General features: G+C 27.2%; 13 protein-coding genes. 2 read left to right on the forward strand and 11 right to left on the reverse strand.

Features of this window, described 5'->3' with window-relative positions; translation table 11 throughout:
* Positions 1–246: 246 nt before the first annotated feature.
* From greA to rplU, 4 genes are all read right to left on the reverse strand, one after another.
* A complete protein-coding gene (greA, locus tag VOI34_RS00095; RefSeq protein ID WP_331828451.1) occupies positions 247–723 on the reverse strand; it encodes a transcription elongation factor GreA in 477 nt (158 codons plus the stop codon).
* Between the two features lie 292 nt (positions 724–1,015).
* On the reverse strand, positions 1,016–2,023 hold the full coding sequence (gene cgtA / locus VOI34_RS00100; RefSeq protein ID WP_443092744.1) for an Obg family GTPase CgtA: 1,008 nt from the start codon (positions 2,021–2,023) through the stop codon (positions 1,016–1,018).
* 619 nt (positions 2,024–2,642) lie between these two features.
* Complete coding sequence (gene rpmA / locus VOI34_RS00105; protein ID WP_331828453.1) at positions 2,643–2,903, reverse strand: 50S ribosomal protein L27; 261 nt, start codon at positions 2,901–2,903, stop codon at positions 2,643–2,645.
* A 17-nt stretch (positions 2,904–2,920) separates the two neighbouring features.
* Positions 2,921–3,250 carry a 50S ribosomal protein L21 gene (gene rplU, locus VOI34_RS00110; protein WP_331828454.1) on the reverse strand — a complete coding sequence of 110 codons (330 nt, stop codon included), beginning with the start codon at positions 3,248–3,250 and terminating at the stop codon, positions 2,921–2,923.
* A 228-nt stretch (positions 3,251–3,478) separates the two neighbouring features.
* Between rplU and ispB the strand changes: the two genes are divergently transcribed.
* Positions 3,479–4,450: an octaprenyl diphosphate synthase gene (ispB, locus tag VOI34_RS00115; RefSeq protein ID WP_331828455.1), complete on the forward strand. Its 972-nt coding sequence runs from the start codon at positions 3,479–3,481 to the stop codon at positions 4,448–4,450.
* A 253-nt stretch (positions 4,451–4,703) separates the two neighbouring features.
* The gene (gene ppa, locus VOI34_RS00120; RefSeq protein ID WP_331828456.1) at positions 4,704–5,237 is read left to right on the forward strand and encodes an inorganic diphosphatase; all 534 of its coding nucleotides are present in this window, start codon (positions 4,704–4,706) and stop codon (positions 5,235–5,237) included.
* A 69-nt stretch (positions 5,238–5,306) separates the two neighbouring features.
* Here ppa and tamB read toward each other — a convergent pair whose 3' ends face one another.
* From tamB to rpsF, 7 genes are all read right to left on the reverse strand, one after another.
* Positions 5,307–9,152, reverse strand: a complete 3,846-nt coding sequence (gene tamB, locus VOI34_RS00125) for an autotransporter assembly complex protein TamB (protein WP_443092745.1) — start codon at positions 9,150–9,152, stop codon at positions 5,307–5,309.
* A complete protein-coding gene (locus VOI34_RS00130; protein WP_331828458.1) occupies positions 9,149–10,687 on the reverse strand; it encodes an autotransporter assembly complex protein TamA in 1,539 nt (512 codons plus the stop codon). Before VOI34_RS00130 ends, tamB begins: the two co-directional genes overlap by 4 nt.
* Before the next feature lie 16 nt (positions 10,688–10,703).
* Positions 10,704–10,904 carry a hypothetical protein gene (locus VOI34_RS00135; protein ID WP_331828459.1) on the reverse strand — a complete coding sequence of 67 codons (201 nt, stop codon included), beginning with the start codon at positions 10,902–10,904 and terminating at the stop codon, positions 10,704–10,706.
* Positions 10,905–11,245: 341 nt separating this feature from the next.
* The gene (gene cysQ, locus VOI34_RS00140) at positions 11,246–12,001 is read right to left on the reverse strand and encodes a 3'(2'),5'-bisphosphate nucleotidase CysQ (protein ID WP_331828744.1); all 756 of its coding nucleotides are present in this window, start codon (positions 11,999–12,001) and stop codon (positions 11,246–11,248) included.
* A 217-nt stretch (positions 12,002–12,218) separates the two neighbouring features.
* The gene (gene rplI, locus VOI34_RS00145) at positions 12,219–12,686 is read right to left on the reverse strand and encodes a 50S ribosomal protein L9 (protein WP_331828745.1); all 468 of its coding nucleotides are present in this window, start codon (positions 12,684–12,686) and stop codon (positions 12,219–12,221) included.
* A gap of 59 nt (positions 12,687–12,745) precedes the next feature.
* A complete protein-coding gene (rpsR, locus tag VOI34_RS00150; RefSeq protein WP_331828460.1) occupies positions 12,746–12,970 on the reverse strand; it encodes a 30S ribosomal protein S18 in 225 nt (74 codons plus the stop codon).
* 191 nt (positions 12,971–13,161) lie between these two features.
* Positions 13,162–13,515, reverse strand: coding sequence for a 30S ribosomal protein S6 (gene rpsF, locus VOI34_RS00155; RefSeq protein WP_331828461.1), 354 nt, complete (start codon positions 13,513–13,515; stop codon positions 13,162–13,164).
* Positions 13,516–13,662 lie beyond the last annotated feature (147 nt).

Consider the following 13,662-nt stretch of genomic DNA (forward strand, 5'->3'; position numbering starts at 1 on the left):
AATATCATTCTAAGCATTACAAAAAATATATAGATCAAAATATCTCTTGTAATATAAATTAATAAATACCCCAAATATATAACAACTAAAAACATAAACTTTATTAATAAAGTTACTACATCGTATACTTCCACTATAAAATATATTAATATTAAATTATATAATAAATAAAATTTAAACTCTTTGCTTATAAAAAACTATTTTTAAAAATTTTTTCAAAAAATGTAATTTTTAAAACATATTATTTCAATAATATTTAATCTGAATGATTTTATATCTTGTCTTCCCTTTTGGAGTATCAATCTCAATAACATCTCCTGCTCTATGACCAATCAAACCTCTAGCAATAGGAGAATTGATAGAAACCGTATTTTCTTTAAGGTTTGCTTCATCATCTCCTACAATACTATATGTTTGTCTATGTGCTGTATCTAAATTTTCAATATTAACTGTAGCTCCAAAAACTATTCTATTATTAGTGATTAATTTAGTGACATCTATAATATGTGCATGAGAAAGCTTAGACTCTATTTCTTGAATACGTCCTTCACAAAAACCTTGTTGCTCACGAGCAGCATTATATTCAGCATTTTCTTTTAAATCACCATGCTCACGTGCTTCAGAAATATTTTTTATAATTTCTGGACGACGCACGTTTTTTAAATAATCTAATTCTTTTCTCAACTTTTCAGCTCCACGTAAAGTCATTGGCACGTACTTCATGATTTACCTTCATCATATTACATATGTTTAAAAAAAATAAATTCTTATTCGTATATAATGTTTACATTATTTAATAAATAATGTAATTAAAACATATTCTCTAGTACAGATGTATAATCTTATAAAAAATGTCACTCTCTGTAGTGCGACATCATACGGACGAAATCCCATAGTACAAAAATTTTAAATCTAATAATATGCTCGGTTTATTATTTTAATAATATAAATCGAATCACATTAATTTGACTACTTTATTTCGTTATCTTACTTACATATATGTAAGAATCTATTCTTAATTTTGATCATGATAGATAATAAACTTCATAATGCTGTTGCACAGCAATGATATATTCATATTATGTGTCGAAGATATAGAATAGTAACGGTCTTTCCACTGTAAAGAATTAATAATATACTCAATCTTTTTTTCTACTATATATTTCTCTAATAAATCTATTTTATTAAATATTAACCAACAAGGTTTACAAACCAATTTTTTACTGTAGTTATCTAACTCATGTCTAATAGTAATAATATTTTCTAACGGATCAGAATTATCTAAAGGCGCGATATCAATAAAATGCAACAATATCTGGCAATGTTCCAGATGCTTTAAAAACCTCATTCCTAATCCTGAGCCATTAGAAGCACCTTTAATAATACCAGGAATATCTGCAATAACAAATCTATCATAATTATTAATCTGTACTACACCTAAACATGGTACTAATGTAGTAAATGGATAATCTGCTACTTTTGGTTTCGCTGATGAAATTACACGAATAAAACTAGATTTTCCAGAATTAGGTAATCCAAATATTCCGACATCTGCCATCAGAAGTAATTCCAAATTCAAGTGTTGAAATTCCCCTGTTTTGCCATGTGTATTAAAAATTTTTTTGTGTCGTAAAGAATATTTAAAATGTCCATTCCCAAAACCATGGTGTCCTCCCTTAGCTACCATTAACCATTTTTTGTGACTGTCTATTTCTCCTAATAATTTATTTGTTTTTTTATCACTCACTCTAGTTCCATACGGAACTTTTATAACAACATCTTTTCCTTTTTTACCAGTACAACCCCGGCTACGACCACTTTCTCCATGCCCAGCTTTAAAAACATGATGAAAATGAAAGTAATTTAAAGTATTTACATTAGGATCTGCTAATAACCAAACATTACCTCCATTTCCTCCATTACTGCCATTAGGTTTCCTTAAAAAAGAGCCCCTTCTTCTTATTTTTTGAAAACTAATACAACCGTGTCCTCCATTTCCAGCAACAACCGTAATATTAGTCATATCAATAAATCTCATAATATACCTCTATACATATCACCTAAATCTTATAGCATATAGATATAACCTCTCATTTGATAAGTTTAATATAAATCTATACAATAATTAATTTTATTTTATATTTTTAAATTACATTTCTAATATTTTCTGCTGCTATACTCTGTATATGCTGTATATGCTGTATATGCTGTATATGCTGTATATGCACTATTTTTACAATTTAATAAAACCATAACTACAAACAATCTAAAAATAGCAAAAATTACTATAATCCTAATAAAACATAATCGATATAATATACGCGCAAACAAATCAAAAATATTAACGTAGATATATATTTAATTAATCTTATATAAATTATAAATAACCCAGCGTCATAGATTTTATATTCACCATACCATATCTATGGTATGGTGAATTATTATTTTCTATAAAAATTTATACCCACATTTGGAATTATTTTTAATTTTTAATCTTTTTAAAAATATGTATTCAAGATCCATCAACGCTAATATAACTATCACTTCAATTATAAAATAGAACCAAAAATTTCGCCCTAACCAATTTATTTATATCAAATTAAAATTTGATTATTAAATAATATTACTAAAATAATATCCCTCTATCCGTTAGTAACAATACTAATAAATCTACGACGAGACACTCCCTTTTTTTCAAATAAAACTTTCCCGGATTTTAAAGCAAAAAGAGTATAATCTCTGCCACAGCCTACATATTTTCCTGGATGAAACGTATTACCACGTTGACGCACAATAATGGTACCTGAAGATACAAATTCTCCTCCAAAACATTTAACTCCTAAACTCTTACTATGTGAATCTCGACCATTACGAGTAGAACCTCCGGCTTTTTTATGTGCCATTTTTATCCCTTATTTATTTATTGATCATTTAGATTATAACCGTTTATGCTTGTTATTTTTATTTTTGTAAAACACTGACGATGTCCTTGAAATTTACGAAAATGTTTACGACGACGAAATTTAATAATCTCTATCTTTCGATTGATATTTTGCTCTACAATTTCCGCTATAACTTTTCCCTCTTTTACGAAAGGACATCCTATTTGAAGATAATCATTACGTTTAATAAGCAATATTTGATTAAATTCAATTTGATTACCAACATTAATACCAATTCTTTCTACATTAATCATTTGACCTTCAGTAACACGATACTGTTTACTACCAATTTTAAAAACCGCATACATAAATAATGATCCATCTCTTGTTTATAATCTGATATTATTTCTATGTATGTTCTTATACATTAAAAAAGAATGTTTCTCAACCATAATAATAAATAATTATTATTATTAGTAATAATAATAATAATAAAAAATTACTACATGTATTACTTATGGAATAGCTATATATAATACAAATCATTGCATATATACATACATTTTATTTAACATTTAATAATTATAATAATATCAATGAATATTACTCAAATCGCTAAATTAACTGAACAAGATATGATAGATGTGAATGAAGAAATTCGTATACGATTAGCATCTGAAATTACTTTAATCAACGAACTTGTTCAATATATTATTAATAGCGGAGGGAAACGAATTCGACCAATGATTACCTTGTTAACCGCAAGAGCATTACACTACAAAAAAACACAACATGTCATTATTGCTACATTAATAGAGTTTATTCATACTGCTACTTTATTACATGATGATGTAGTAGATAAATCACATATGAGACGCGGTAAAATAGCTACTAATATAATTTTTGGAAATGCTGCTAGTGTGTTAGTAGGTGATTTTATATATACACGAGCCTTTCAGATGATGACAGAATTAGAATCCTTACGAATATTATCATTAATGGCAGACGCCGTTAATATAATTGCAAAAGGAGAAATTTTACAATTAACAAATTGTAATGATCCAACTATTACTATAGATAGTTACATGAAAATTATTTATAGTAAAACTGCTCGTTTATTTGAAGTAGCTTCTCAATCATCTGCTATTTTAGCTAATGCTGATACTTATCAAGAAAAAGCATTACGTAATTACGGACGATATGTGGGCACCGCTTTTCAATTAATTGATGATTTATTAGATTATTCTGCTTCAGAAACAATATCTGGGAAAAATATTGGGAATGATTTAAATGAAGGAAAACCTACTCTTCCTCTACTACATGCTATCCATCATAGTACCCCAAAGCAAGCATCACTTATATGTCATGCCATCAAACAAGGTAATAATCGTCATTTATTAGGTGTAATTCTAGATACAATGCATCAATATGGTTCATTAGAGTACACTCGAAAACGTGCTGAAACAGAAATTAATAAAGCTATTTCTTGTCTTAATATTTTACCTATTTCTCCTTACCGAAAAGCATTAGCAAGTTTAGCTACTTATATAATTCATAGGGTTCATTAGTTATCACTTTTAGAATAATACATATAATTAATATTTAAGAATAAAATATGTAAATATTAAACTATAACTCTAATTATCATTATTTGCCGAAAGCAATATGTAATACTGTTTGTCAATAACATATAAATATATTATTATAATCGTAATAAGTAAAATAATACAATATTTATGAACATATTAAAAAATAAAATATAAACAACATATATATTGTTATTTATTAGAATTAATCACATGCAGATATAAGGCAACATACATGCATTTAAACCAAGTTTCAGCTGGAGAAAATATTCCAGAAGATATATACGTTATTATTGAAATTCCAGCTAACTCTGATCCAATTAAATATGAAATTGATAAAAAAACAGGAGCAATATTTGTTGATCGTTTTTTATTAACACCTATGTTTTATCCTTGTAATTATGGCTATATCAATAAAACTTTGTCATTGGATGGTGATCCAGTAGATGTGTTGGTTCCTACTCCATATCCTTTGCAATTAGGTTGCGTAATACATTGTCGCCCTATAGGCATGCTCAATATGATAGATGAATCTGGTAAAGACGCTAAAATAATTGCGGTGCCTCACAATAAAATATCAGAACAATATTCATTAATACAAGATATAAATGATTTTCCAAATTTACTGCGTAATCAAATAGATCATTTTTTCAAAAATTACAAAGATTTAGACCCTGGAAAATGGGTTAAAATAAAAAGCTGGGAAAACCGCAACGCTGCTAAAACAGAAATTTCAAAAGCTTTTGAACGTTTTAAAAAAACCACATAATTTTTCAATTTTTATGTTTTTATCACATAATTTTTAATTAAATGCTAACGATATATAGGTTAAAATTAATTAAAAATCAAATTTATATAATAAATCAAGCGCTTGATTACTTCCAGATGTAACTTCTAAATACAATTGTGAACATAAACAATAACGTACAGTTATTGTCGTCAACAAATCAAAAATACTTATTCCATATTTAATTTGTAAACCAGGAGCTATGTATCCACTTATTGCAACTAATGGCGTGGTTCCAATGATATCTTGAGTATTTAATGTCAAATCTTGCACACCAAATATTTTTCCTATTTTACTAATAAATTGCTCACTATTTTTGACGCTTGCTCCAATTAAAAAAGATGTTATTATACTGGCATCCGTATTAAAAAGTATAAGATTTCTATTATCACCTAATAAATAAGATACGATTTCTTGTGGAGAAAATAATGAAGTAGTGGAGAAAACTTCTAGTTTTGGTTGATCAAAAACACCAGTAATTCGTATACCAACTATATTTCTATTTCTAATATCAGATGGGTTACAAATTGCTTCAATATCAAGATACGGTTGATTTATTGATCCAGAAAATAGTAGGTGTCCCTTTTTTATCATCAAATTTTGTCCATATACTTGAAAATAACCGGAAAGCATATCAATGTGCCCTGTTAAAAGCAAGTTACTTCCATTATATCCAGTTTCTAAATTACCCCTCAATTTCGTGCGTAAACCTAATCCATTGAAATTCACATCATTACCGAGAGACACAGTAACGTTAGAATAAATAGCAGTACATAAATTTTTAGAATTATCTAAAATAGGTTCAAAATTATCATCCAATAAAATTTCTTCTGAAGACACTCTAACTATATTTTTCGAACGTTCTTTAACTTCAATATAAGCCCAAGGAATTTCAACATTACCTCGTAAATGAACTTTTTCTGCAGTGACCATACAAGTAACACTAGGAGACATTTTCATCTTTATTTTTGGAGAGATACAAAAACTAATTTGGTTTCCCCATATTCTGAAAAATGCACGCATATCACGAATAGAATCAAAATTAACAATATCGCCACTTAAATTTAACTTGCTGTCATTATCCGTGTACATTGTTCCATTTAATGTGGCATAATCCCCAAAAAATCTTATGAACACTTGAGCATTTCTTACAAAAAATGGTGTATCAGGCTTATTAATATTAAAGTCGTGTAATTGAGCAGAACCATAAATTTTTAGATGATGGGTATATCCATGAAAACGAATATTCAAATTTAATAATCCATTTACAGGTTCTTTCAATGAAATCAATGAATGACAAAAAGGCAATAATGAGATATTTTTAATCTGTATATTTCCTGTTATTTTAGATGTATTGTGTAATTCGGTTATTTTGAATGATCCATGATTTTGATCACAATTACCTATATTTACAAACCATTCGCAATATGAAGTAACTTGCATTAATACAATTTTTACAGTAACTTTATTTATTCTGATTGAATCTATTTCTATACCTTCGATAGAAGATTTAATACTACATTGTTTTCCTGAAAGTAAAATTGTACCCTTAGGTAATCGTTCTCCTACTATCCAATAGCAATTGGAACAATATACATGAACAGTACGTATATTTATTAATTCTGGCAATAATATTTTTAAAGAAACTACATTAAAACTTTTAAGTAAACCGTCTATTTTATTTAATATATTTGTCTTTAAAACATTAGAAATAGGAATTGTATAATTAATAATTTCCCAATAATGTGAATCAAAAATCATTTTTCGTGTTAAATGTTGATAGATAATAATAATATCTTGCATTAATTTCCATGTTCCTGTTGGAGTTATAATACTCGTTTTACTAACTCTGCTATGCCAAGTTTTATTAAAAAGATCCAGATTACCGCAAAGTTTTATTTCTCCAGACAACATGTCGTCACAGGATATTAGATTTAAATAATGTTTCTGAATATTGCCTTGTCCTTTCGCTATTATTTGGCGTAACGACAAAAATCCACACCGTATTTTATCTGCTTGTAAAAAAAATTTACTTTGCATGATATCATCACGATAAATATCACTATTTATTACTATCTTATCAATGTTAATATTCTTATCTCTCCAATTTAGGGAAGATATATCAATATTCGATAATAATCTAAGATATCTAACAGGTCCATATAATTTAAATTTTCCATATACACTACCACTTAATCCAGGTACTATTGCGTTGCAATCTGGGGCTGCAAGCGTAGCATTTAAAACAGAACCTTTTTTTAAGTCTAAGGCTCCCTGTATTTTTAATGCATTAGTTCCCCATTTTATTAATAATTCCGGTATTTTCCATTCACCGAATGAATTACTGTATAATGCTCCTGTACATGAAATATTATTATTTTCTATATTTCCATTAAGATTTAAATCAGACACTCTAAGATCCCAAACATTAGAATATAAACGCCCTTGAGTAACAATATTACCTGATAATTTAATTGGTTTTTTAAACCACTTTTTTTGAAAAAAACTAACTTTATTTAATAGAAACACACTATTCCAACTAATCATATTAGTCCAATTAATAACCCCTTGCATATTCAAACATCCATCTGACATTATTGCTCTTAATTTAGAAATGGTACAGCCGTTAGTATCCCCTTGAGCATTCATAACTACATGTGCTGCTGAAAATTTCATACTACTTAATTGTAATGTTACTTGAATATAATAACTTCGTATTTCACCATTTAAACATAAATTAATATCTTCTATTAAATAATCATCCGTTCCTAAAAAAGAAAGTGGTATTTTTCTGCCAACTACAGATATGCCTATAGGTATACCAAATTGCATCATATTAATTTTTAATAATACATTTATTGTAGAAACAGTACCTAAAAAATCACAACGAAGACATATGTCATTGTATAATTCTCCAGTGAGAATTAATTTTATTTTACTTGTACTCTGACTTTTTGTTGTTTCAGGAGAGTTATTGATGCGGGCAACATTATACACAGTATAATCAGCTGTAATATTTATTGGATAATATTCCCTAAATGTTATATTTCCTATTGCATTAAGATAACCACATGGTAATTTAATATTTAATTTTAAATTTGCGGCCTGATCATGTAAATATGTCCGAAAATAAAAATGATTAATAGTCCAATAATTATGATAATTATCAAAAATACAAACATCCTCTCCTTCTATATCCTTTAGAATTAAATTTACAGGAACCTTAAAAGAAGACAATGCCATTAATAATTTACTAGACAATGATTTAAGTAAACACTTTATATTCCATTGGTTGCTATATTTATACATGTCTATGATATTAGTTTTTATATTTGACATATTTACATTAGAAACATTTAAAACTACTCCTGTGATACATATAGGTAAAACTGTTAGTAAATTATTTTGAAATGTTAATCCAGTATCTAATGTTTTTAATTTAAATATAATATTATTTGAAATAATATGAGTATTATGAAATACCATTTTTTTTAGTATTACAGGAAACGGAAAAGAAAAAATTTTTTCTATTTTTGTTTTTTTATATCTTTTACTTTCTTGATTTTTCGTATCTGTTTTTTTTATTTTTATAAAAACATTTTTCAAAGAAAGATGATCAATATATATCTGTTTATTCCATATGTATTTTAGATTTAATAAAATATTACATTGATCAACATCAATTATACCTATCGGTGTTTTATAGACTATATGAGTTATATTAAAATTACCCCAAGTACCGGAAACAGAATCAAATGTTAACCCGGGGATACAATAGGCAATTCCCGTAAGAGTTACGTATGTTCCAGTATTAGTACCTAACAAAAACATAAAAACTCCACATATTATTGATATCCATAACAAGAAAATCAAATAGATTTTCTTTATAAAAATCATAAATCTGGTCCTAAATTAACATATAAATATAAAAACTGATGATCTGTTTTCCCTCTATGTATTAGCGGAGTTGCTAGATCTAGTTTTATAAGGCCTACCGGAAATTGCCAGCGTACTCCAATACCCATACCAGATCTGAAATTATTCCATTTAATATTATTACTAATCTCTCCTATGTCCACAAAAATAACTCCCCACCATTTACTAATCATATTATATTGGTATTCAAAGGTAGTAGTGATTAATTTAGTAGCAACTCTTGTATAAGATTCAGAGTTGTCACAAGGATCTAAATATTTATATCCACGAATCCCACTATTTGTATTAGAAAAAAAACGCAACATTGAATTAATAAATGAGAAATTATTAGTATTTATCCAGCTTAAATTCCCACGAACTAAAACACGATGTTTTTTTAATAACGTTCGAATCCAAATATTTTGAGCCTGCACAGCAACAAAATTAATATCTGATTTCCAAAAATTGTTAGATATATTAATCGAATAGCGCTGACTATCCCCCCAATGCGGGATTACGTCACCACGCTTACGAACACGATATATACTTATTCCTGGATAAATTAATATTATATTTTTAGTAATATGATTGTTAGCATAATGATTAAGATGCCAATGTATATTAATTGCGCGGTTCCACTTGTGGGAACAATTCCAATAACGAGCCATATTTATAGTTATAATACTAGACCGAATATTACATGTATCTTCATGTATTAACCCTCCCTGTAATAAATAATATTGTTCTAATGGGTTACAAAGAAGTGGAATTTTATAACTTAAATCAATAACTTGTTCTGATGTAGATAAACTAAAATTATTTTCTAAACTATGCCCATATGCATTAATCCACGGTTTTTTCCAAATTATTTTAGTGCGTGGACCTGTTTCCATACTATAACCAGATCCAGTTTCAAAACTATTTTTGGCACAAGGATAAAAAAAAATATCTAATATTAATTTTTTTTTTTGTGGACAACGCGTATAATCTGAAGAAATTGATACTGATTCAAACCAATTAGTAGAAGAAAATCGGCGATTTAATTCCATAACGGAAGCTGCATTGTAGTATTCTCCTGAATGTATATTAGATATATTTTTTAAATAATCTTCTTTAATCTGACTCCCATGAAATTTAATTTTTTCAAAAAAATAACGTTGTCCGCTATAAAAATCTATATTCCAAATACTTCGACAAAGTGAAGGTATAACAATAAGCTGATTGTTTTGAAATGTAGCATCAAAATACCCTTTTAATAAAGCCAAATTATAAAGTTTATTTTTAAATTGTTCATAATCACTATGTTTTAATCTTGTTCCAACAAAAGATTTCGCATCTTTTATCATTTTCTGATAATCATGATCTTTTTCCCCATCTCCATGTATAATAATATTTACCTCAGTAACCATAATTGGAGATCCAGGTTCAATTTTAATAACTAGTAGATCAGATTGTTTATTACAAGATTTAAATGGAGAAAAAATTAGCGTTGGATCATAATAACCTAATGGACGCAACCCAGCTCTAACTGCACTATCTATTTTTTTTTAAATCTAAATCTACATACTTGCAGTTAGTATTAATATCAGATAATTTCTTGCGTACATTATAATTTAATTCACTATCTAATCCTTCTATTATTATATTAACATCACTATTACATATTAACGGTATGAAAAAATAAACTATTAAATATGATCTTACCATCATATATTTTTTAAGCTCCTTGAACATGCATTAAGTCCTTAGATATATTAAATTTTTAAATAAAATAATAAAGTATAATATTAACAATATATAGTGTTTTTCGAAACATCTTTATGAAATACTATATCTTATTTCATATCTATTAAGTATAAATACATATATTCATTTATTTTTTATAACATATGATTATATCTGATAATTAATACATAAAACTCAATATTCCATGTTTTTTTTAGAAAATCATTAATATTTTAGTAATAACTCTGCCAAACAATATTAAACATTAAAATTTAAATACCGACAGAAATCATATAAATTGATATAGATCAATTTATATGATTGTAAAAATACAGATATATAATAAAAAATTAATATGACGAAACTTGAAAACCTGGATTTAAAAAAGATCGCTTTATATTTCTATAGTGTAAGGAATTTCCATCCCAATCATTAATCATAGCACCAGCTGCTCTAGCTATAACATGTCCAGCGGCTGTGTCCCAAATTTTAGTAGAAGAAAACCTCGGATAAAAATGTACACTACCTTCCGCTATTAAACAAAATTTAAATGATGAGCCAATATTAATAATTTTATAATTTTTAAATCTTTTTAAATAACTATATAAATGATGTTGATCATAATCCACATCATTACGGCTCATCACGATCATCGGATAACAAGATGCACGAACCGCAATATTTATACGTTCTCCTTTATAATTAATCTTCCATGCTTGCCCATTATCTGCTGCATATAATATATTATATGCAGGAACATACACTACCCCCATAATAGGTTGACCATATTCTATGAATGCTATATTCACAGTAAATGCACCATTTCTCAATAAAAATTCTTTTGTTCCATCCAAAGGATCTATCAACCAAAAACAACTTCCGTCTCTGCATTCTTGCCATTCAGTAATATCCTCTTCAGACAACACCGGAACGTCAGGTGTTAAATTTCGTAACGAATACATAATAATCTTATGAGAGAGTAAATCAGCATTAGTTACAGGAGATTGATCTAACTTTTGGTATGAACCTAACTTTAAACTCCCATTGTAAATCCTCATGATTTCTGTCCCAGCAACGCGAGCAATATAACTTATTTTTTCAATCATTCCATAATGGAATATCATAATACATATCCTGATAACCTTTTATACACGTCATGATATAAATTAGAAACATATATTAATAATCTATGCGCAGAAAGAACTGCATTTAATTATTAATAATTACACATACTATAATTTTTAATTAAGATGAAAGATCACAATTCTTGTCTACATATATTTAAAATAATTATGTACAATAAAATTGTTGCATAATTTATAATTACTTACTTTTTATAATTTGACTAATAATAACGTTTATTTTAGCAAAAATATCATTATAAATATGTATATTTATGTTATATGTGCCAATAGCTCTCAACGCATTATGATTGGGTAGTCTGATCTGTGATTTAAAAATTTTAAAACCAGAAGCCGTTGTAATTGCATCAGCAATATCGCGAGAACCTACAGATCCAAATAATTTTCCTTCAACCCCTGCTTTAGCTCTAATAGTAATACTCTTTAATTTGTTAATTGTTTCTGCACAAAATTCAGCCTTAGTCTTCATTTCTATTGCTTTATTTTGCAACTCAAGCTGTTTTGCTTTAAATATTGCGATATTATTTTTTGTAGCTGACATTGCTTTATATTTTGGTATCAAAAAATTACGAGCATAACCTGATTTCACAGTAATTTCTGATCCTATATTTCCAAGTTTATCAACGTTATTAATTAAAATAATTTTCATTGTTATTCCAATTTTTTCTGATAACAAAATCACACCAATCTATATTCATTCCGAATTAATTAATGATGATCAGTATATGGTAACAAAGATAAATAACGCGCTCTCTTGATAGCACGAGCTAATTGTCTTTGGTATTTTGCTTTCGTTCCAGTAATTCTGCTTGGAATAATCTTTCCGCTTTCTATAATAGAATGTTGTATTGTAACAAGATCTTTATAATCAATATTAATAAATTTTTCTGCTGTAAATCTACAAAACTTACGATGACGTACAAACCGTCCCATAATTCACTCCATATTTTATTATATAAGCTTTTATATTTAACTAAGTTAATATAATGATAATATCATATTTATCCAATACAGTGTATTATAACATATTTCTACAGTTTTAATTGTTATTGATTGCTAAAAATTCATGAACATTTAATTAAATGAATATAATTATTAAAATATACATATATTTTAATACTTTACTACATGTTAGGAACATGGTTCTCTTGATTGTCTTCTTTCCTTTTCATCATAGGAGAAGGATCAGATATTGCACATTTAGTTCTCATGAACATACTACGTATGATAAGATTATTAAAACGAAAAGCATTATTTAGTTCTTTCATAATATTTTGGGATACTTCTATATTTAATAATATATAATAAGCTTTATTAAATTTATTAATTGGATATGCTAATTGACGACGCCCCCAATTTTCAATACGGTGAATTTTCCCTTTAGAATTTATGATGATTTCTGTGTAATGATTAATTATACCAGATATTTGTTCACTGCAGTCAGGATTAACCATAAAAACTATTTCATAATAACGCATACTTTATTCCTTTCATTCTAGAATATTGTCTTTATTTAATTAGTAACATTCTTAAAAAAATAATAGGGCATTTATATTTTCTTCTATGTAATTTTACATAAGTAAAAATTATATGTACATGTTAATCTTTTATGGTTAACATTATAC

Origin of the sequence: Candidatus Blochmannia sp. SNP (assembly GCF_036549215.1) — a bacterium.
Lineage (GTDB): Bacteria > Pseudomonadota > Gammaproteobacteria > Enterobacterales > Enterobacteriaceae > Blochmanniella.

Coding starts and splice junctions, on each gene's coding strand:
- rpmA (WP_331828453.1), bottom strand. CDS start 2,903: ATGGCACATAAAAAAGCCGGAGGTTCTACTCGTAATGGTCGAGATTCA.
- ispB (WP_331828455.1), top strand. CDS start 3,479: ATGAATATTACTCAAATCGCTAAATTAACTGAACAAGATATGATAGAT.
- cgtA (WP_443092744.1), bottom strand. CDS start 2,023: ATGACTAATATTACGGTTGTTGCTGGAAATGGAGGACACGGTTGTATT.
- cysQ (WP_331828744.1), bottom strand. CDS start 12,001: ATGATTGAAAAAATAAGTTATATTGCTCGCGTTGCTGGGACAGAAATC.
- rplU (WP_331828454.1), bottom strand. CDS start 3,250: ATGTATGCGGTTTTTAAAATTGGTAGTAAACAGTATCGTGTTACTGAA.
- rplI (WP_331828745.1), bottom strand. CDS start 12,686: ATGAAAATTATTTTAATTAATAACGTTGATAAACTTGGAAATATAGGA.
- tamB (WP_443092745.1), bottom strand. CDS start 9,152: ATGATTTTTATAAAGAAAATCTATTTGATTTTCTTGTTATGGATATCA.
- ppa (WP_331828456.1), top strand. CDS start 4,704: ATGCATTTAAACCAAGTTTCAGCTGGAGAAAATATTCCAGAAGATATA.
- rpsF (WP_331828461.1), bottom strand. CDS start 13,515: ATGCGTTATTATGAAATAGTTTTTATGGTTAATCCTGACTGCAGTGAA.
- rpsR (WP_331828460.1), bottom strand. CDS start 12,970: ATGGGACGGTTTGTACGTCATCGTAAGTTTTGTAGATTTACAGCAGAA.
- VOI34_RS00135 (WP_331828459.1), bottom strand. CDS start 10,904: ATGTTCAAGGAGCTTAAAAAATATATGATGGTAAGATCATATTTAATA.
- greA (WP_331828451.1), bottom strand. CDS start 723: ATGAAGTACGTGCCAATGACTTTACGTGGAGCTGAAAAGTTGAGAAAA.